Annotated in this window: 16 protein-coding genes; 7 read left to right on the forward strand and 9 right to left on the reverse strand. The window is 67.0% G+C overall.

The window, feature by feature from the left end:
- Positions 1-10 precede the first annotated feature (10 nt).
- Both LJ725_RS29085 and LJ725_RS00130 read left to right on the forward strand, forming a co-directional pair.
- A complete protein-coding gene (locus LJ725_RS29085) occupies positions 11-1,069 on the forward strand; it encodes a glycosyltransferase (RefSeq protein WP_230548599.1) in 1,059 nt (352 codons plus the stop codon).
- Positions 1,066-3,228, forward strand: coding sequence for a hypothetical protein (locus LJ725_RS00130; protein ID WP_230548600.1), 2,163 nt, complete (start codon positions 1,066-1,068; stop codon positions 3,226-3,228). Before LJ725_RS29085 ends, LJ725_RS00130 begins: the two co-directional genes overlap by 4 nt.
- Here the strand turns inward: LJ725_RS00130 and LJ725_RS00135 are convergent.
- Positions 3,225-4,256 carry a 5-methyltetrahydropteroyltriglutamate--homocysteine methyltransferase gene (locus tag LJ725_RS00135; protein WP_230548601.1) on the reverse strand — a complete coding sequence of 344 codons (1,032 nt, stop codon included), beginning with the start codon at positions 4,254-4,256 and terminating at the stop codon, positions 3,225-3,227. The two genes, LJ725_RS00130 and LJ725_RS00135, sit on opposite strands and share 4 nt — an antisense overlap.
- Positions 4,257-4,323: 67 nt before the next feature.
- On the opposite strand from LJ725_RS00135, the gene LJ725_RS00140 reads away from it, so the two are divergent.
- Positions 4,324-6,114 (forward strand): phospholipase D-like domain-containing protein, encoded by a 1,791-nt coding sequence (locus tag LJ725_RS00140; protein WP_230548602.1) that lies wholly within the window; start codon positions 4,324-4,326, stop codon positions 6,112-6,114.
- A gap of 43 nt (positions 6,115-6,157) precedes the next feature.
- Here the strand turns inward: LJ725_RS00140 and LJ725_RS00145 are convergent, their stop codons facing one another.
- Genes LJ725_RS00145 through LJ725_RS00155 form a run of 3 tightly spaced genes read right to left on the reverse strand, consistent with a single transcriptional unit; the run spans position 6,158 to position 8,810 of the window.
- The gene (locus LJ725_RS00145; RefSeq protein ID WP_230548603.1) at positions 6,158-7,567 is read right to left on the reverse strand and encodes an amidase; all 1,410 of its coding nucleotides are present in this window, start codon (positions 7,565-7,567) and stop codon (positions 6,158-6,160) included.
- Positions 7,568-7,578: 11 nt separating this feature from the next.
- On the reverse strand, positions 7,579-7,941 hold the full coding sequence (locus tag LJ725_RS00150) for a VOC family protein (RefSeq protein ID WP_230548604.1): 363 nt from the start codon (positions 7,939-7,941) through the stop codon (positions 7,579-7,581).
- Positions 7,938-8,810, reverse strand: coding sequence for a LysR family transcriptional regulator (locus tag LJ725_RS00155; protein ID WP_230548605.1), 873 nt, complete (start codon positions 8,808-8,810; stop codon positions 7,938-7,940). The genes LJ725_RS00150 and LJ725_RS00155 overlap by 4 nt, the downstream gene beginning before the upstream one ends.
- A gap of 93 nt (positions 8,811-8,903) precedes the next feature.
- On the opposite strand from LJ725_RS00155, the gene LJ725_RS00160 reads away from it, so the two are divergent.
- Positions 8,904-9,977 carry an NAD(P)H-dependent flavin oxidoreductase gene (locus LJ725_RS00160; RefSeq protein WP_230548606.1) on the forward strand — a complete coding sequence of 358 codons (1,074 nt, stop codon included), beginning with the start codon at positions 8,904-8,906 and terminating at the stop codon, positions 9,975-9,977.
- Positions 9,978-10,040: 63 nt separating this feature from the next.
- Here LJ725_RS00160 and LJ725_RS00165 read toward each other — a convergent pair whose 3' ends face one another.
- Positions 10,041-11,021 carry a LysR family transcriptional regulator gene (locus tag LJ725_RS00165; RefSeq protein WP_230548607.1) on the reverse strand — a complete coding sequence of 327 codons (981 nt, stop codon included), beginning with the start codon at positions 11,019-11,021 and terminating at the stop codon, positions 10,041-10,043.
- Between the two features lie 80 nt (positions 11,022-11,101).
- On the opposite strand from LJ725_RS00165, the gene LJ725_RS00170 reads away from it, so the two are divergent.
- Together LJ725_RS00170 and LJ725_RS00175 are read left to right on the forward strand one after the other, a co-directional pair.
- Positions 11,102-12,706: an arylsulfatase gene (locus LJ725_RS00170; protein ID WP_230548608.1), complete on the forward strand. Its 1,605-nt coding sequence runs from the start codon at positions 11,102-11,104 to the stop codon at positions 12,704-12,706.
- Positions 12,707-12,790: 84 nt separating this feature from the next.
- A complete protein-coding gene (locus LJ725_RS00175; RefSeq protein WP_230548609.1) occupies positions 12,791-13,753 on the forward strand; it encodes a formylglycine-generating enzyme family protein in 963 nt (320 codons plus the stop codon).
- Here LJ725_RS00175 and LJ725_RS00180 read toward each other — a convergent pair.
- Positions 13,735-14,325, reverse strand: coding sequence for a TetR/AcrR family transcriptional regulator (locus LJ725_RS00180; RefSeq protein ID WP_230548610.1), 591 nt, complete (start codon positions 14,323-14,325; stop codon positions 13,735-13,737). The genes LJ725_RS00175 and LJ725_RS00180 overlap by 19 nt on opposite strands.
- A 75-nt stretch (positions 14,326-14,400) precedes the next feature.
- Here LJ725_RS00180 and LJ725_RS00185 point away from each other — a divergent pair, with 75 nt between their 5' ends.
- Positions 14,401-14,868 (forward strand): VOC family protein, encoded by a 468-nt coding sequence (locus LJ725_RS00185; RefSeq protein WP_230548611.1) that lies wholly within the window; start codon positions 14,401-14,403, stop codon positions 14,866-14,868.
- Positions 14,869-14,875: 7 nt separating this feature from the next.
- Here LJ725_RS00185 and cutA read toward each other — a convergent pair whose 3' ends face one another.
- Genes cutA through LJ725_RS00200 form a run of 3 tightly spaced genes read right to left on the reverse strand, consistent with a single transcriptional unit; the run spans position 14,876 to position 17,986 of the window.
- Positions 14,876-15,190 carry a divalent-cation tolerance protein CutA gene (gene cutA, locus LJ725_RS00190; RefSeq protein ID WP_230548612.1) on the reverse strand — a complete coding sequence of 105 codons (315 nt, stop codon included), beginning with the start codon at positions 15,188-15,190 and terminating at the stop codon, positions 14,876-14,878.
- A gap of 29 nt (positions 15,191-15,219) precedes the next feature.
- A complete protein-coding gene (locus LJ725_RS00195; RefSeq protein ID WP_230548613.1) occupies positions 15,220-16,650 on the reverse strand; it encodes a glutamine synthetase family protein in 1,431 nt (476 codons plus the stop codon).
- 4 nt (positions 16,651-16,654) lie between these two features.
- The gene (locus LJ725_RS00200) at positions 16,655-17,986 is read right to left on the reverse strand and encodes an aromatic ring-hydroxylating dioxygenase subunit alpha (RefSeq protein WP_230549673.1); all 1,332 of its coding nucleotides are present in this window, start codon (positions 17,984-17,986) and stop codon (positions 16,655-16,657) included.
- Positions 17,987-18,015 lie beyond the last annotated feature (29 nt).

Raw genomic sequence — 18,015 nt, forward strand, 5'->3', positions numbered from 1 at the left:
GAGGGCCGCGGTGACCGAACTCTCGATCGTTGTGCCGACCTTCAACGAGGCGGCCAATATCGGCCTCGTGATCGAGGGCCTGGCGGCGACGCTCGGCGACAGGTCGTGGGAAGTCATCGTCGTTGACGACAATTCTTCCGACGGGACGGGCGACATCGTCCGGAAGCTCGCGGAGGACAGGCCCAACATCCGTTGCCTGCAACGGATCCAGGACCGGGGCAGCGCGTCGGCTGCTCACTGGGGCGTCCAGGCCGCGCACGGCGAGATCGTCGTGGTGATGGGCGGCGACCTCAGGCACGATCCGGCGCTGATCCCGTCGATGCTCGAGGCGCTGCGGCAGGGGAGCGACATCGTGTCGGCCGCGCGGCCGATGCCGGCGAACCTCGCCAGCCGGCTGATCAACCTCTATCTGGGGCGTGATCTCGCCGATCCGCTCAGCGGCTACTTCGCGACGTCACGTGCGTTTTTCCTGCGATCGATCCCGCGCATGCAGGGCGATGCCTTCCGCGTATTCTTCGATCTGGTCCATCTCAACCGGCGGGCCGGACTGCGGGAACTGGCGTCGGATGTCCGGGCGCCGATCGGCGGGCGGCCGGTGCGGCAGACCCATGTCCTGTGGGCGCTGCTGTGCGACGTGATTTCCAAGCTGTCGGGAGGGCTGCTGCCGCCGCGGCTCGTAAGCTTCGTCGGCGTCGGCGTGATCGGCTCGAGCGTCCATTTCTCGATGCTCTACGCCTCCCTTGCGTTGGGTGCGGCTTTCTGGGTGTCGCAGGCGCTGGCCACGATCACCGCGATGGTCTTCAACTTCACCATCAACAACATCCTGACCTATCCGACCGCCCGCCTGAAAAGCGGCAACTACTACAAGGGGCTGCTGCTCTATACGGTCATCGCTTCGTTCGGCATCGTGGCGAACGTCAGCACTGCACAGCTCACCTATGTGCATTTCAGGGGCCATACGTTCGTCGCGGCCTGCATGGGCATCTTCATCGACGTGATCTGGCGTTTCGTGGTCTCGAACCGACTGATCTGGGGCCGGTCTTCTATCTTCCGCAAGGCGGCGGCGTGATCGCGCGCGAAGGCCTGATCTGCCTTGCTGCCGCGATCCTGATGATCGTCGAGGTCGCCCTCCTCGACTCGCGGGGCTGGTTCCTGCTGGCCGGAGGCCTGACGGGCCTTGCGGCGCTGGGCCTCGTGCATCTGAGCGCCCGACGGCGCGGGGCGGGGGACGGTCCCTTGCTCTATGCCGTGGGCGTCGTCGGTGCGATCGGCGGCTATTGCTACCTCGCGCTTGCCCCGTCGGGGGCCATCGCGCCGGGCGACGAGGTGATCGACTGGGGCCGCATGGACAAGCGAGCCTTCGTGTTCGGCTATCTCGGTGTTGGCTCGTTCATCGCCTATCACTGGCTCTGGATGGCCCGCCTGCGCGGCGCGCCCGCGGCGGCGTTCTTGAATGCAGACGATGGACTTGGCAGCTGGCTGCCCCGGCTGCTCGGCGCCTTCGCCATCGCGGTTCTCGCCTATTGCTGGCTGGGCCTGCCGGCTCTGCGCGGCGTCGGCGCGATCGGCGACGGCACCCTGGCGCCATTCTACGACATCCATTCGCACGTCCATCTGAGCGCGCTGCAGCAGATCCGGCTCGGCGCAGTGCCATATCTGGAGGCGCAGACCCAGTATGGGCCGGGCAACCAGGTGCTGCTGAGCGGTCTCGTCGATCTGGTGCATTTCAGCAATCACGGCTTCTTTGCTGCGAACCTCCTGCTGAACGTCGTCTGCGTCATCGTGTTCTTCGTGGTGGTGCAGCAATTCCTGGGCTTCGGCTGGGCGGTCGCCGGTCTGGTCGGCTGGACGTTGTGGCCCAGTCCCGCCGAGCGCCTCGACCTTGCGGGCTGGGCGGTGCTGACGCGCTGGCTGATGATTCCCATCCTGTCGCTTTGGCTGGCCTGGCTGCTTCTGGGGGGCGCCTCCGCACGGCGCGGCTGGCTGGCTCCGGTACTGGCCGGTGCGGCCTGGGGCCTCGGCGGCTTTCTCAGCCAGGAGAACCTGACCGCGGGCTTCCTGGTGTTCGCCTTCTCGGTGGCCCTGTTCGGCCCGGCGTCCGGCATGGGGCCGAGGGCGATCGTCCGGTTCGCACTTCTCTTCGTCGCGGCGGGTATCGTTCTCTTCGTCGGGCTGGTCTCGGCCTTCGTCGGGCCGGCCCACTTCTTCGAGGTGATGGCGCTGGCCGGTGCCAAGTCGAGCCTTGTGACGGCGGGTGTGTCCAACTCGATCTGGTCGGACAATCTCGGCATCGACCTGACGCTGAAGGTGGTGCACGGCCGCTTCGTGTCCGCGCTCGCGGTGTCGGGCGAGGAATTCAGGCCGCTGCTACTGACCTACGGTCTGGTGCCGCTGCTGCTGGTCGTGATCGGTCTGCTGGCATCCTTCCTGGGCCGCAATTGGGCGCTCGCCGACGGCAGGACGCGCGTTTTCGTGCGGAGGTTCGCCGGCGTGGCGGTCGGCGCCTTCATCCTGCACCTGTTCGCGCTGATGCGCGCGGACGTCTCGCACCTGGCGGGGCCGTCCTTCCTGTTGCCGCTGCTGCTCCTGATGCTGCCGGTGTTCGTTTGGCGCTGCGTCGGCCGTGGAGCAACACGGACCGCGATGATGGTTCTCTCCGTGATGCTGATCGCCGAGGGGGCCATCGCCGGATGGAGTGAAGCCGCCCGCCGCGTGGCCGAGCTCGGCGCCACCGGACGCGACACGGCCGGGATGGTGGAACTCTATCGTGAACTGCGCAGTCACCGGGGACAGTACCCGGACCTCGCCACCCTCTATTCGCCGATCGCGCGTCATCAGGCGGCGTTCAGGGGCCATCCGGACTTCGCCGAAGCCGAGGAGTTCTTCCGCCTGCTGAAGGAGCGGCTGAACGGACGATCCGTCGAGTTCGCCTCCTACCGGTTCGACGATCTCATCCCGCAGCCCGATTCGTTCTACTTCTTCGGCGGCCTGCGCTCGCTTTCGGGCATCACCTCGCCCAAGAACAGCCTGTGGCTGCGCTCGGAGCAGGAGGCATGGATCCGCAAGGTCGCGAGCGCCCCGAAGGGCTGCCTGTTCTTCGATGCGAACTCCAACAAGGCGCTCGTCGAAGCCTGGATGAAGTCGGTGATGCCGCCCACGACGATGACCGTCACGCCGATCGTGGGGAAACGCGACTACGGCTCGCTGGCCTGCAAGGTCGCGCCCTAACCCAGTTCGTTCCGAACGATCGTTGCGCCCTCGCTGAGCGCCTTCAATTTCCCGAAGGCCGTTGCGCGCGGCAGGTATTTCATGCCGCAGTCGGGAGCCGGGAGCAGTTTCTCGGGCCCGATATGTTTCAGTCCGGCGCGGATGCGCTCGGCGACCTTCTGGGGTGTCTCGATTTCAGGATCGCTGAGATCGATTACCCCGAGCATGACCTTCTTGGGCGCGAGGTCCCTGAGAACGCCCAGGTCGATCTTCGGCTGGGCAGATTCGATCGAGATCTGCTGGGCGATCGTGTCCGAAAGCTGGGGCAGGAACGAGTAGCCCGTCGGCTTCAGGCCGGTCACCACCGCGGCATAGCCGAAGCAGAGATGCACGACGGTCGGTACCGTCAGGCCTTGCAGGGCACGGTTGATGACCTTGACCGCATAGCGCTGCGCTTCGTCAGGGTTGTTACGCAACCACGGCTCGTCGAGCTGGATGACGTCGGCGCCGGCCTTGACGAGTTCATGCGCTTCCTCGTTCACGGCCTGCGCGTAGTCCATGCACATGGCCTCGGCGTCCTTGTAGAACTCGTCCTTCACCTGCTGACCCATGGTGAAGGGACCCGGCAGGGTGATCTTTGCCAGGCGATCGGTATTGGCGCGCAGGAACTGCATGTCGCGCAGCTCGACGGGGCGCGTGCGCCGGATCTTGCCGACGACGCGCGGTACGGGCGTCCGATTGCCTGTCCGGTTGACGATCACTGCAGGATTCTCGTCGTCGATGCCTTCCAGTGCCGTGGCGAAACGGTTGGAGTAGCTTTCGCGGCGCATCTCGCCGTCGGTGACGATGTCGATGCCGGCGCGCTCCATGTCGCGGATGGCGATGAGGGTGGCGTCGTCCTGGGCCTGCTCGAGCCACGGCTCCGGAACCCGCCACAGCTCCTTCAGGCGCGTGCGCGGCACGACCTTGCTCAGCATGTCGCGGTTCACCAGCCAGTCGGGCTGAGGGTAGGAGCCGACGACGGTGGTCTGCAGGAGCGTTTCGCCCATGGTGAAATTCCGTTTCTCTCGAAGCTGTGATTGCGCGCCAGTCTGGAACTCCATTAAGTCCCTGTCCATGTTCAGACGCCTTGTGCTGTTGCTGATCCTCGTCGCGGCCGATTCCTGCAGCGGCGACCTTCCGAGCAGCGCTGTCAGTGACAGCCAGGCCGAACGCGACTTCGGCATATTGCGTTCATCGACTTCCATCGTTGCCCTGATTCGCGAGCGAGGCATCACGCCTCCCGACCTCTCCGCACCGGATCCCCTGGCACAGCTCCAGCGCGAACTGGCCAAGAGCGATCCCGCCGGCACGTTTGCCGGCATCACCTACGACCTGACCCGCGGCAACGGCCTGCTGGTCGACTGGCTGGTACAGACGCCCAACCGCTGGGGCCGCAAAGCCGACGATCTCACGTGGTTTGCCATGGGGTGCAAGGACTGCGAGCCCGACGTGTCTCTGCCGGCCTGCAACACCGACAGCGACTGCAAGGGCGGTACCTGCACGGCGATCTGGCCGCGAACGCCGGGGGCCCGCACTGCGGCCCGGAAGGTCTGCCTGGGGCATTCGGATGCGCTGCCGCTGCGGATCCATGATCTGGTTGCCAGCGCCCGGCAGAGCGTCGACATCGTCGAGTTGCAACCGGCGCCGACCGGTCGCTTCAGCGCCGCCCTGCAAGCGGCGATCGCCGAACTGGCATTCAGCCGCCGTCAGGTCGAAGTCCGGGTTCTCATCGGGCAGTTTCCGCCCAAGGGAGTCGACGCGGCGGCATTCCTCGGCGAACTCACCAAGATGGCGCGGGATATTCCCGGATCGCGCGTGACGGTCAGCGTCTCGGCGATGCGGACCTGCACGGTATTGGAATCCTGCAACAGCTTCTCGTGGAACCACGGAAAGTTCATTGTCGTGGACGGTCGCGAGGCCATCGTCGGCGGCCACAATCTGTGGACCGAGGACTATCTCACCGACAATCCGGTCCACGACCTGTCGATGCAGGTGAGGGGCCCCGCTGCTGCCAGCGCCTCGCGCTTTGCCGACAGGCTCTGGAGCTATGTCTGCGGCAACCTTGAGTACAAGGAGTCGATCTCCCTCGCGACCTATGTGCCGGGCCACGGCGAATTCAGCCAGCGCTGCCCGGCGGCTCTGGCGACGCGCCGCGCCGTCACCGGTACGGGAAACGTCGAGATCATGGGCACCGGCCGTCTGGGAGCCGGCATCACCGAGGACTTCGCCAACCAGAGCGAGCTGGCGCGGGATCTCATGTTCGGTGCCGCACGCAAGACGATCCGCGTCGCCCAGCAGGATCTTGGCTTCCGACTGGGGCGCTCGGACACGCTCTTCCCAGAGAGTTCGCTCGACGAGATGATCGATCTGATGGAGCGGGACGGCGACGTCTACGTGGTGCTGTCGAACCCGGGCTCAATCGGCAACGGTGGCAGTCCCTACTACAACGACGTCCCGCTGCAGGTCCTCGCGAAGCGCCTGAAGGACATTGTCCAGAAGCGGATCGACACGGCCGATCCGCGGTCGCGCTACGCGATCCGCAAGGGCCCCGATCCGGTGAATGCCCTGCTGTGCCGCCATTTCCATCTGGCGTCCTTCCGGTTCGGGCCGGACGATTCCTGGCCGGGCGGCAAGACGATTGCCAACCACTCCAAGCTCTGGATGGTCGACGACCGCATCTTCTACATCGGCTCCGACAACATGTACCCCGTGAACCTGCAGGAGTTCGGGTCCATTGTCGACGACCGCAAGGCCGCCGGCACGCTGCTCGAATCCTACTGGAATCCGCTCTGGCAATGGTCGAAGCGCGCCGCCGTGTCGGGCGAGGGCGTGGAGAAGTGCATCTTCCGCGACATCATCAGGTAGGCGTAGCCGGGCGCCCTGTCTGGCAGGGCGCCCGCCCGCGACCTTACGCGGCGGTGACGGGATCGATGGGCGTCACGATCCCTTCGGCCGCCTCGATCACCTCGCCGGCGTCGAGGCAGAGATCCTCGCGATTGCGCATCGCCATGATCTGGACGCCGGTCCGCAGGGCACCGTGGCTGCCGACCGGCACGGCCAGCCCGGGCAGGCCGAACAGCGGGGCGATGAGCGCGGACCGCATGGAGTCCAGCACTTCGCGCTGGCCGTCCGGTGTTATGTCGGCCACCTGCTTGGGCGGCAGGCCGCACAGGGTCGGGAAGATGACGAGCGGCCACTGCTGCATGAAGGTCATCCATTTGAACAGCATCGCCTCGCGCTCCGTCAGGGCGCTGACGTAAGTCGCAAGGTCGACCGGCTTGTGGATGGACAACCACGCCTGCATGGCCGCAATCCCGTCCGGATCGCCCATCTTCTGCATCATGGGCCACAGCCCGCCGAACACATCGGTGACACAGATCTCGTGCCAGAGTTCGACGCAGCGCTCGATGTCGGGCGGGAGGATCTCCTCGACGACATAGCCCGCGGCCCGGAGATGTTTGCCGGCCAGCCGCACGGCCGCGACCTGGGCGGGATGGCTCTTGCCGCCGGGGACCTCAGGCACGATCGCGACCTTGATCGGCCGTGCCGGCGGTGCACCGCGCATCGGCACGTCGTTCCAGCGCCAGTCGCGACGGTCGCCGCGCGCCATGACCTCGAGGGCGAGGCGGGCGTCGCGCACGGTGCGCGTGTGGGGACCTTGCGTCGCCATCAGGACCGCACCGATCGGACGGCCGGCGGCGGCTCCCGTCGGATTGAAGGAGGGAATGCGGGCGAACCCGGTGCGCAGTCCTACCACGCCGTTGCAGTAGGCCGGGATACGCACCGAGCCGCCGATGTCGTTGCCATGCGCGATGGCGCCGATTCCGGTGGCCGTCGCCGCGCCGGCACCGCCGCTCGACCCACCCGGCGTCACGCTGGGATCGCGTGGATTGAGCGTCCGGCCGTGCAGGGCGTTGTCGGAGAAGATGCGCATCGAGAAGGCGGGCGCATTGGTGCGTCCCACGATGATCGCGCCGGCATGCTTCAGGTTGGCGACGACCGGGCTGTCTTCCTGGGCGATCAGGTCCTTCAGCGGAATGACGCCGTTGTCCGTCGGCAGTCCGGCCTGATCGACGTTGATCTTGGTGGTGACGGGAACGCCATGCAGCGGTGGAAGGGCATGACCGCGCGCGCGGGCGGCATCGGCCGTCTCGGCTTCGGCCCGTGCTTCGCTCTCCAGCACTCGCACGACCGCGTTAATGGCGGGATTGACCTTGTGCAGGCGTGCGAGGACGGAATCGACCGCCTCCCGCGCCGAGGCTTGTCCGGTGCGGATCAAGCGCGCCAGGTCGGTCGCGTCATACTGCCAAAGCTCCATGGTACCCTCGCTCAACGCTGCTTCGTTTCGGTGCCGAAGAAGATCATGTTGCCGTCCGCGTCCGCAATGGCGAAGTCCCGCAGCCCGTAGTCGCGGTCCTCGGGTGGGTTGAGGATCCTGGCGCCGCGTCGGACCAGATCGGCATGGAGAGCGTCGACATCGTCGACGAAGATGCAGACGGCACCATGGCCGGGCGGGCGCGGCGACTGTGACGCGGCGACCAGATGCAGGCTGACCTCGCCCGAGCAGAGGCCGACGTAGAAGGTCGGCGTGCCGTACTCGAAGTCGACGTCGAAGCCGAGGCGGTCGCGGTAGTAGGCGAGGGCGGCGGCTGCATCGCTGACGGTGAATACCGTCGTGCTACTGCGCATCATTTGGTTTCCGCCTTCGTCACGTGCTTCTGGAAGGCGAGCAGGGCGCTGGAGGGAAGGATGTCGCGTCGCCGGATGAAGACGGTCTGTACGCGCGATTCGCTGGCGGGCAGGCGGTGCGCGCGGACAGCGCCGCCGCGCCACGCCGGCCCGATCAGGCTGCGCGGCAGAAGCGTTACGCCAAGTCCTGCGGCCACAGCGCCCAGGATGGCCTCCAGCGTGCCGAATTCCAGCCGGCGCAGGCCGACCACACCGCGCCGCGCCAGCAACTCCTCCAGTCGTTGCCGGTAGGAGCAGCCGGCCCGCAGGATGACGAGTCTCAGGTCAGGATGTCTCAGGGCGGAGGCCAGCGACGTTTCATCGGGGGCTGTCAGGAACGCCAGCTCCTCGGTGAAGGCCGGTGCCGAGACGAGCTGCGGATGGACGACCGGGCCGCAGACGAACGCGCCTTCGATGTCGCGGCTCAGAACGCCCTCCACCATCTCGGCCGTCGTGCCCGTGCGGAGCACGACATCGACGCCCGGATGGGCCCGTACATAGGAAGCGAGCAGGGGAGAGAGCCGCAGGGCCGCCGTCGTCTCCAGCGAGCCGACGGTTAGCGGGCCGCGGGGCGCGCCATCGTCGCGTGCGGCGCGACCGGCTTCATCGAGCAGCGCGCCGACGCGAGTCGCGTACGGCATCAATCTCTGGCCGGCCGGCGTGAGGCGCGCACCGGCGCGGCTTCGCTCGAACAGCGAGACGCCGAGCGTCTCTTCCAGGCGCCGCACGCGCTGCGTCACGTTCGACTGCACGGTGTTCAGTTCGCGCGCGGCTCGGCCCATGCCGCCCAGCCGGGCCACCGCTTCGAAAGTGGCGAGGTCCCTTGCATCCATGGCATCAGAATATCAGATGGCATCGATTAGTATAAATCACTGATTGGAATGTCAGCCGTCGCCTAGACTGCGGTCACGCAAAGGAGAACAGCCATGAAGTGGCAGGACCGACGCCTTCTCGACCTATTCGGCATCGAGCATCCCATCCTCCAGGCGCCGATGGCCGGCGTGACGTCGCCCCAAATGGCGATCGCCACCTCCGAGGCCGGCGCACTGGGATCGATCGCCGGGGCGATGCTGACGCCGGATGGGCTTCGCCAGGAATTCCAGATGGTGAAGCAGGGCACGGCCAGGCCCTTCAACGTGAATTTCTTCGTCCACAAGGCACCGACGGTGGACGCCGCGCGCGACGCGGCATGGCGTCGGAAGCTCGCGGGATACTATGAAGAACTGGGCGTGGCGCCGGGTACCAAGGGGCCGTCGCGCGCCGCCTTCGATGCCACCGCCTGCGACCTGGTGCTTGAATTCATGCCCAAGGTGGTGAGTTTCCATTTCGGCCTGCCCGACAAGGCATTGATGCAGCGCTTGAAAGCGGCCGGCATCGTGATCATCGCGTCGGCGACGACGGCCGAGGAAGCGCGCTGGCTGGAGGGCGAGGGCACCGATGCCGTCATCGCCCAGGGCGCCGAGGCGGGCGGCCATCGCGGCATGTTCCTGGTCGAAGACATATCGCGTCAGGCGGGGACGATGGCGCTGGTGCCGCAGGTGGTGGACGCCGTGAAGGTGCCGGTGATCGCGGCCGGCGGAATCGGCGACGGACGCGGGATCGCCGCGGCTCTGGCGCTCGGCGCCGCCGGCGCGCAGATCGGCACGGCCTTCATGCTGTCGCCGGAAGCTCGGACGGGTGCCCTGCATCGTGCGGCGCTGAAGAAGGCCAATGACAACAGTACGGTCCTGACCAACGTCTTCACCGGCCGCCCGGCCCGCGGCATTGTGAACCGCATCGTGAGCGAGGTCGGGCCGATGAGTGCGGAGGCGCCGGCCTTTCCGCTGACGGCCGAAGCCACGCAGCCGCTGCGCGGCCCGGCCGAGGCCAAGGGCTCGACCGATTTCACGCCTTTGTGGAGCGGGCAGGCGCCGACCCTGGCGCGCGAGATGCCGGCTGGCGAGCTCGTGAAGGCGATGGTGCGGGAAACCCAGGCCGTTCTCGGCCGAGTCCGCGGCTGACCGCGCGCGAACTGGGGCTTCGGCTGGAAAGGCAGGCTTGCCGCGCGCGCCCATCCCCTGGGATCAGGCGCGCCTCGACGGGCGTCTGGTCGGACCCGGTATGGCCGTCGACTCGGCCGCCTGCACGAGGCGGACACGCTTTCGGATGAGCTCGATGAAGGCGCGCGCCGCGGGCGGCAGCGTCCGCTCGCGCTTCCACGCAACACCCATATCGACCGCCGGCAGGCTGGGAATCCCGGGCAGGCGCAGCTGAGCCAACCGTCCCGCAGCGAGGCCTTCGGCGATCTGAGTCGCATGGCCAAGACCGATCGCGTCGGTCCCGGCCACGATGTCCAAGGCGCTGCGGAAGGACGATACGGCGATCGAGGGTGACACGCCGCCGCCGCGCTCGTCGATCCGTGCGCCGCTGTCCATTTCGGCAATGAACGACATGCGCGACACGGACATGCTCGGCGCCACCAGCGGATACTGCCGCAGGTCGGCCGGTTGCGGATCCGAAAGTGTCAGCAGCGGGTGGCCGGCGCGGCAGAAGTAGACGCCCTGCAGCAGTCCCAGACTGTCGACACGGAGCGAGGGCATGTCCCGCAGCGCGAGAACGTCGAAGACCGCGAAATCCGCCTGGTCGGACATGAGCGAGTACAGCGCCGCCGTCCACTCGCGCTCGATGATCTCCAGGTGGATCGAGGGGTTGGCCCTGATGAACTGGATCGCGGCCGGCTGCACGGCGATGTCGTCGATGTAGGCCCCGGCGACGATCCGCACGCGGCCGCCCCGGCCGTCGCGCAACAGGTCCATCCGGTTGGCCAGCGCGTCGGCCCGTGCGACCAGTTCGTCGGCCATCTTCAGCACCTCGTCGCCTCCGGGCGTCGCCGTCACGTCGCGGCGCGAACGCTCGAAAACCCTCATGCCAAGCTGTTTCTCGAGGGCGGCGATGTTCCTGCTGAGAGTGGGCTGGCTGACCTTCAGCGCCGAAGCTGCACGTCCGAAGTGGCGGTGCTTCGCGAGGACCAGGGCGTGATGCAGCAACTTGAGGTCGATATCCATTCACAAACTGTATCGTTCACTGTGTTGTTTTGCATCGTTCATGAGAAGAGATTTCACCTGAACTGAGGAGGAGACTCACGATGGCAAAGAACAGGATCGGAAACCTGCTCTCGGCGGCTGCGCTCCTTGTGGGCCTGTCGGGCGGGGTTGCCCCGGCGCAGGCCCAGACACCCGCGAAGCCGAACATCCTCGTCATCTTCGGTGACGATATCGGCTACTGGAACATCAGCGCCTACAACCGCGGCATGATGGGCTATCGCACCCCCAACATCGACCGGATCGCCCGCGAAGGCGCCATCTTCACCGACTACTACGGCCAGCAGTCCTGCACCGCAGGCCGTGCCGCCTTCATCACCGGTCAGTCACCGATCCGCACGGGCCTGCTGAAGGTCGGCCTGCCGGGGGCGCCGGAAGGCCTCTCGGAGAAGGACCCGACGATCGCCGACCTGCTCAAGGGCCAGGGCTACATGACCGGCCAGTTCGGCAAGAACCATCTGGGAGACCGCAACGAATTTCTCCCGACGGTGCATGGCTTCGACGAGTTCTTCGGCAATCTCTATCACCTCAACGCCGAGGAGGAGCCGGAGAACATCGATTATCCGAAGGACCCGACCTTCAAGGCGAAGTACGGGCCGCGCGGGGTGCTGAAATGCGTCGCCACCGCCACCGAAACGCCCGGCGAGGATCCGCGTTTCGGCAAGTGGGGCAAGCAGAAGTGCGAGGATACCGGCCCGCTCACCAAGAAGCGCATGGAGACGGTCGATGAGGAATTCCTCGGTGCCTCGCTCGATTTCATGGATCGGGCGAACCGCGAGAAGAAGCCGTTCTTCGCCTGGGTGAATTCCACCCGCATGCATATCTGGACGCATCTCAAGCCGTCGTCCGAGGGCAAGACCGGGCTGGGCGTGGTCGCCGACGGCATGGTCGAGCATGACGGCCAGGTGGGGCAGCTGCTGAAGAAGCTGGACGATCTCGGCATCACCCAGAACACGATCGTGATCTACACCACGGACAACGGCGCCGAGGTCATGAGCTGGCCGGACGGCGGCACGACGCCGTTCCGTGGCGAGAAGAACACCAACTGGGAGGGCGGCTACCGCGTTCCGGCGATGGTGCGCTGGCCGGGGCTGGTTCGTCCGGGCACCGAGATCAACGAGGTCTTCTCGGCCGAGGACTGGCTGCCGACGCTCACCGCGGCGGCCGGAGAAGGAAATCTCAAGCAGCGCCTGATGCAGGGCGCCAGCTTCAACGGCAAGCCGTTCAAGGTCCATCTCGACGGCTACGATCAGCGCGACCTCCTCAAGAACGGAACGGGGAGCGCCCGCAAGGAATTCTTCTACTGGACCGACGATGGCGGACTCGCGGGGCTGCGCTACGACAAGTGGAAGCTGGCGTTCATGGAACAGCGCAAGCACGGTTTCGACGTGTGGCAGGACCCGATGGTGACCCTGCGCGTGCCGAAGCTGTTCGACCTCAGGGCCGATCCGTTCGAGCGGGCCGACCACGAGGGGATGGGCTACGGGCGCTGGCGCATCGATCGCATCTACCTGCTGGTGCCGGCTCAGGCCTACGTGACCGACTTCATCAAGACGCTGGTCGAATTCCCGCCGCGCCAGAAGCCCGGCTCGTTCAACCTCGAGGGTGTGCTGAACAAGCTCACTTCTCCGCCGCAGAGCGCGAACTAGGGTACGGGCGCCTCGCATGGCGCCTCCGGAACGCCCGTCCGCCTCCCGTGGCGGGCGGGCGGAGAGGCGTGTAGGACTCGGCTCATGAGCGACGACGCCGGAACCCTGACGCCGTACCCCGGGATGGTCCGGATCCCCGGCGGCACCTTTCGCATGGGATCCGATCATCACTATGCCGAGGAGAAGCCGGCGCACACCGTGACGGTGAGCGGCTTCTGGATCGACGAGACGCCGGTCACCAATGCCCAGTTCCGCGCCTTCGTCGAAGCGACCGGCCACGTCACCTGGGCCGAGATCGACCCCGACCCAAAGGACTATCCCGGCGCGCGGCCGGGGATGCTGAAGGCCGGCGGTCTTGTCTTCACGCCGCCCTCGAAGCCCGTCGATCTCGCCGACTGGAGCCAGTGGTGGCGCTTCACCTTCGGGGCCACGTGGCGGCGGCCCTACGGCAGGGGCAGTCACATCGGCGGGCTCGACGATCATCCGGTGGTGCAGATCGCCTTCCGCGATGCCGAGGCCTATGCCAAATGGGCGGGCAAGGAACTGCCGACGGAAGCCGAATGGGAGTTCGCGGCGCGCGGCGGATTGGATGGCGCCGAGTTCGCCTGGGGAGACGAACTCACACCGGGCGGCCGGCACATGGCCAATACCTGGCAGGGTGCCTTCCCGCACGAGAATACCCGCGCCGACGGCTTTGCCCGCACGTCGCCCGTCCGCGCCTATCCGGCCAACGGCTACGGCGCATACGACATGATCGGCAACGTCTGGGAGTGGACCGTCGACTGGTATGCCGCCCGGCACCCGGCCGATGCGGGCAAGGCCTGCTGCGTGCCGGAGAACCCGCGCGGCGCGACGCTCGAGCAGAGCTACGACCCGCGCGACGCGGTGCGCATCCCGCGCAAGGTGTTGAAGGGCGGTTCGCATCTCTGTGCCCCCAGCTACTGCAAGCGCTATCGCCCGGCTGCGCGCCATGCCGAGCAGATCGACACGACCACCAGCCATGTCGGCTTCAGGTGTGTCGTCCGGGATCAGCCGGCGGGCGGTTGAACCGGCCTACGACGGCGCGCCCGGACGACCGTGTCGAGCAACTGATCGACGAAGCCGCGCGTGATCGGCGCGTGTCCCATCAACAGGCGGTAGAAGAGCGGCCCGAAGATGAGGTCGAGTGTGACATCCATGTCGTCCGGTTCGGCGATGGAGCGGTCCGCGATGCAGCGCTCGAGCAGGGCCCAGGTGGCATCCCGGTTGCGGGCGATGAACTCGTTGCGGAACGCCTTGGCCAGTTCGGTCTCCGACTGGGCCGCCGCAACCATGGCCGCGACGCTCCGGCCGGCGGGGGCGGCGAAGGCGTCGGCCAGCGCGTGAAGCTGCGCCCGTAGCGCGGACAGTGCACTTCCCGGCGAAGCAGCGGCACTGGCCGCGCCCGTCTTCTCCAGGAACGCGGCCATCGCGACGGCGGGTGCGTTCGGCCAGTAGCGGTAGATCGTCGGGCGGCTGACCCCCGCCTTCTGCGCGATCGCTTCGATCGTGACGGCCGTCAGGCCGCCGCGTTCCAGCAGGTCACGGGCGGCTACCAGGATCGCGGCGCGCGTGCGCGGATCGCGGGGACGGCCGCGCACCGGTGGGGCTGAAGAGGCTTGACGGGGCATCTATTAACGTTACGATACGTAACGTAATATAACACAGGTGATGCCATGCCCGCAAAGACCGCCCCCCCGGGTCAGACCGTGCGGGCACACATGACTGTGCACGACGCCAAAGCCGCGATCGCCTTCTACGTGAAGGCGTTCGGCGCGGTGGAGTTGTTCCGCCTCGTCGAACCGGCGGGCCGGGTCGGCCATGCCGAGATCCGCATCGGTAACACCGTGCTGATGATGAACGACGAATATCCCGATTTCGGGGCGCGTAGCCCGGGCGCGATCGGCGGCTCGCCGGTGGCCTTCCACATCGCCGTTCCGGATGCCGACGAGGCGGTCGAGAAGGCCGTGGCTGCCGGCGCCACGCTCGTGCGGCCGGTGCAGGACCAGTTCTACGGCGACCGGTCCGGCATGGTCGCCTGTCCATTCGGCTATCGCTGGTTCCTCGCCGCCTCGAAGGAGGTCGTGAGCCCGGAGGAGATGCAGAAGCGCTGGACGAAGATGCTGGAGGGCGGGCAGGGCTGAGGAGCGTCTAGACCGCCACGCTCTCCTCGATCCACGCGGCATAGGCCGGAGAGACGTGCACCATCGGGAAGGCATGGATCGCGGGCACCTCGTACGGGTGCAGGTCGAGGATCGCCCGCTCGACGGCGGGGTAGTGCTCGTCGAGTGTCTTGAAGAGGATGCGATATTCCTTGCCGCTCTCGACGGCGCCCTTCCAGCTGTAGACGCTCTCGATTCGGGAGATCTGTGCGCAGGCGGCGAGTTTCGCCTCGACCAGCGCCCGCGCGAGCGAACGGGCGTCCTTGCGGTTGGCGACGGTGGTGACGACGACGATGGCGGACATGGCGGTCTTTTCTGATCCAGACGGACGAATCAGAACAGCGAAAAATACTCGCGCTGCTCCCAGTCGCTGACTTCGAGTTCGAAGCGATCGATCTCAGCCTGCTTGAGGCGCGTGTAGTAGTCGACGAAGAAGTCGCCGAGCCCGGCGCGCAGCACCTCGTTTTCACGCAGCGCCGCCAGCGCCTCGGCGAGCGACCGCGGCAGCAGCGGCGCCCGCGTCTCATAGGGCTTGTCGGCCGAGGGGCCGGGATCGAGCTGGCGCTCGATCCCGTCGAGGCCGCAGACGATCTGGCTGGCCATGTAGAGATAGGGATTGGCCGCAGGCTCGCCGACGCGGTTTTCGAGATGGGTCGCCGGATCGCCTGGACCGCCCAGCACGCGCACCATCACGCCGCGATTGTCGCGGCCCCAGATGGCGCGATCGGGCGCGAGGGAGAAGGGACGGTAGCGCTTGTAGCCGTTCAGTGTCGGCGTGCTGAAGGCGGCCGCCGCGCGCGCATGTTCGAGCAAGCCGGCCATGTAGTGGCGGCCGGTCGTCGACAAAGTCTCGTTGGCATCGGCGAAGGCGTTGGCATGCGTCTTCCGGTCGGTCAGCGACTGGTGCAGGTGCCAGCCGCTCGACATGACGCTGGCGAGCCTGGGCCGGCACATGAAGGTGGCATGGAACCCGTTGCGCTGGGCAATCTGCTTGGTGGCGCTGCGGAACAGCACCATGGTGTCCGCAGGTTCCAGGCCGATGCCGGTGCGGAAGGTGAACTCGACCTGGCTGGGACCGAATTCGACTTCGAGCGAGCGCAACGGCAGGCCGAGATCGACGAGGTTGGTGCGCAGGATCTCCAGGATCGGATCCATCTCGTCGTAGCGCTGCTCGGTCAGGTACTGATAGCCCTGGTTGAGCAGCGACACGTCGGGCGGCTCGCCCGGCTGGCCGGCGTCGCCGGGGCCGAGCCTTGCCTTTTCCAGCTTGAAGAGATGGAACTCGACTTCCAGCCCGGCGACGAAGTCGAAGCCGCGATCGGCCAGGGTGGAGAGGGTGCGGCGCAGGACCTGGCGCGTGCAGAGCGGCATCGGCCGGCCGTCGGCGAAGTAGATGTCGCACAGCATCCAGCCGGAATGCGGCGCCCAGGGCAGGGCGCGAAAGGTCGTGGGATCGGGCAGCATGACCACGTCGGCCGCGCCTTCCAGCTCCTTCATGCTGAAGCCGCCGCCCGGCTGCCAGACCGGGAACACCGTTCGGTGCGACGTGTCCTTGAGCAACATCGTGGTGGTGAACCCGACGCCGTTCTTCAGCGCCGCGTCGACTTCCGCGGCCATCAGCGTCTTGCCGCGCAGGACGCCATGCTGGTCGGCGAAGGCCAGGCGCACGACCGACATCTCGCCGGCCTTCATGCGCCGCTCGGCCTCGCGGGTCGCGGCCTTGCGCTCCTCGATCCAGAGGCCCGCGCGTTCGACCAGGCTCATCGGCTCACGCGACCAGCGGCGGTAGTGTGTCAGCCGCCCAGGTCGAAGCCTGGCGGCGGCGCACGTCGACATCCTTCCAGTAGGCTTCCCAGCCCTCGGTCGGCCCCATGCCGTCGATCGCCACCGGACCGCGGATCGCGGCAGCACGCTGTTGGTCGAGCCACATGATCGGCCGCTCGCCGTTGCCGACCTGTCCGATCGCCGACAGCAGCATGCGGCGGTAGGCGACGATCGCCTTGTCGGTGGTGCCGAGATGCTCGCGCGTGCGGTCCTGGATGCGGCCCTGGCTTTCGACCGCCCACTGGTCGTGGACGTTGATGTCGAAGCCCATGCCGGTGAAGGTCTGGCTCTTCTGTTCGGCGACGTTGTAGCCATAGTCGTTGTGGCGGCCGATCAGCGGGCGGTAGTCGGGAAGCTGGTAGAGCTTCAGGCGCTGCTCGCGCATCGCGGCGTGATCCACCGGCTTACCGAAGCTGGTGAAGATCGCGTACCAGTAGCAGCTCGTATCATCGATCGGCACGTGCCACTGCGTGATCGTCATCTCCGCGCTCATCGGGATCACGAAGGCGTAGGGGAAGACGAGGTTGGTCACCCGCACATGCGTGTGCTGCTCGTTCAGCTTGCGCAGCGCGAACAGGCGCAGGCCGTAGTCTGTCGCCTCGACGTCGAGCTTCGGTCGCGGGAACTCGCGCAGCAGGCGCGTCATCGGGATTTCGGAATCGGCAGAGGCGGAGCGGAACTGCTTGCCGTAGGCCGCGCCGGTATCCTCGTCCTCGTAGAAGCGATGAAGGTAGGACGCGTGCGCCGGATCGATGCCGACTTCCAGCGCCTGCAGCCAGTTGCACTCGATCAGGCCCTTGAAGGCGAAGGCGTGCGTGCCGGGCGCGAGGAAGCAGTCGAAGTCCGGGAAGGCGGGGGCCTCTCCCTCGCCGAGATAGGCGAAGACGATGCCGTTCTTCACCACGACCGGATAGCTGCGCTGGCGCACCCGCTGGCAGAGCACGCTGCCTTCCGGCTCGGCCGGCGTCTCCAGGCACTTGCCGTCGACGTCGAACAGCCAGCCGTGGAACAGGCAGCGCAGGCCGCCATGCTCGAGGCGGCCGAAGGCGAGATCGGCGCCGCGATGCGGGCAGTCGCGGTCGAGCAGCCCGTGCCGGCCGCGCTCGTCGCGGAACAGGACGAAATCCTGCCCCAGCACGCGCACCGCCTTGGCCGGCCGCTCGGCGGGAAGTTCGTCGGCGAGGGCCACGGGATGCCAGTAGTGGCGCATCAGCGCTCCGCACTTGGTGCCCGGACCGACCCGGGTCATCAGCTCGTTCTGCTCGGGACTCATCATGCGGGCAAGAGTGACGCAAACCATCGGGA

Source organism: Reyranella aquatilis (genome assembly GCF_020880995.1).
Classification (GTDB): Bacteria; Pseudomonadota; Alphaproteobacteria; order Reyranellales; family Reyranellaceae; genus Reyranella; species Reyranella aquatilis.

What these genes read in the sequence shown, in the direction of transcription:
- LJ725_RS00135 (WP_230548601.1), bottom strand. Translation starts at nt 4,256, where the DNA reads ATGGGCGAAACGCTCCTGCAGACCACCGTCGTCGGCTCCTACCCTCAG.
- LJ725_RS00140 (WP_230548602.1), top strand. Translation starts at nt 4,324, where the DNA reads ATGTTCAGACGCCTTGTGCTGTTGCTGATCCTCGTCGCGGCCGATTCC.
- LJ725_RS00145 (WP_230548603.1), bottom strand. Translation starts at nt 7,567, where the DNA reads ATGGAGCTTTGGCAGTATGACGCGACCGACCTGGCGCGCTTGATCCGC.
- LJ725_RS00150 (WP_230548604.1), bottom strand. Translation starts at nt 7,941, where the DNA reads ATGATGCGCAGTAGCACGACGGTATTCACCGTCAGCGATGCAGCCGCC.
- LJ725_RS00155 (WP_230548605.1), bottom strand. Translation starts at nt 8,810, where the DNA reads ATGGATGCAAGGGACCTCGCCACTTTCGAAGCGGTGGCCCGGCTGGGC.
- LJ725_RS00160 (WP_230548606.1), top strand. Translation starts at nt 8,904, where the DNA reads ATGAAGTGGCAGGACCGACGCCTTCTCGACCTATTCGGCATCGAGCAT.
- LJ725_RS00165 (WP_230548607.1), bottom strand. Translation starts at nt 11,021, where the DNA reads ATGGATATCGACCTCAAGTTGCTGCATCACGCCCTGGTCCTCGCGAAG.
- LJ725_RS00170 (WP_230548608.1), top strand. Translation starts at nt 11,102, where the DNA reads ATGGCAAAGAACAGGATCGGAAACCTGCTCTCGGCGGCTGCGCTCCTT.
- LJ725_RS00175 (WP_230548609.1), top strand. Translation starts at nt 12,791, where the DNA reads ATGAGCGACGACGCCGGAACCCTGACGCCGTACCCCGGGATGGTCCGG.
- LJ725_RS00185 (WP_230548611.1), top strand. Translation starts at nt 14,401, where the DNA reads ATGCCCGCAAAGACCGCCCCCCCGGGTCAGACCGTGCGGGCACACATG.
- cutA (WP_230548612.1), bottom strand. Translation starts at nt 15,190, where the DNA reads ATGTCCGCCATCGTCGTCGTCACCACCGTCGCCAACCGCAAGGACGCC.
- LJ725_RS00195 (WP_230548613.1), bottom strand. Translation starts at nt 16,650, where the DNA reads ATGAGCCTGGTCGAACGCGCGGGCCTCTGGATCGAGGAGCGCAAGGCC.
- LJ725_RS00200 (WP_230549673.1), bottom strand. Translation starts at nt 17,986, where the DNA reads ATGATGAGTCCCGAGCAGAACGAGCTGATGACCCGGGTCGGTCCGGGC.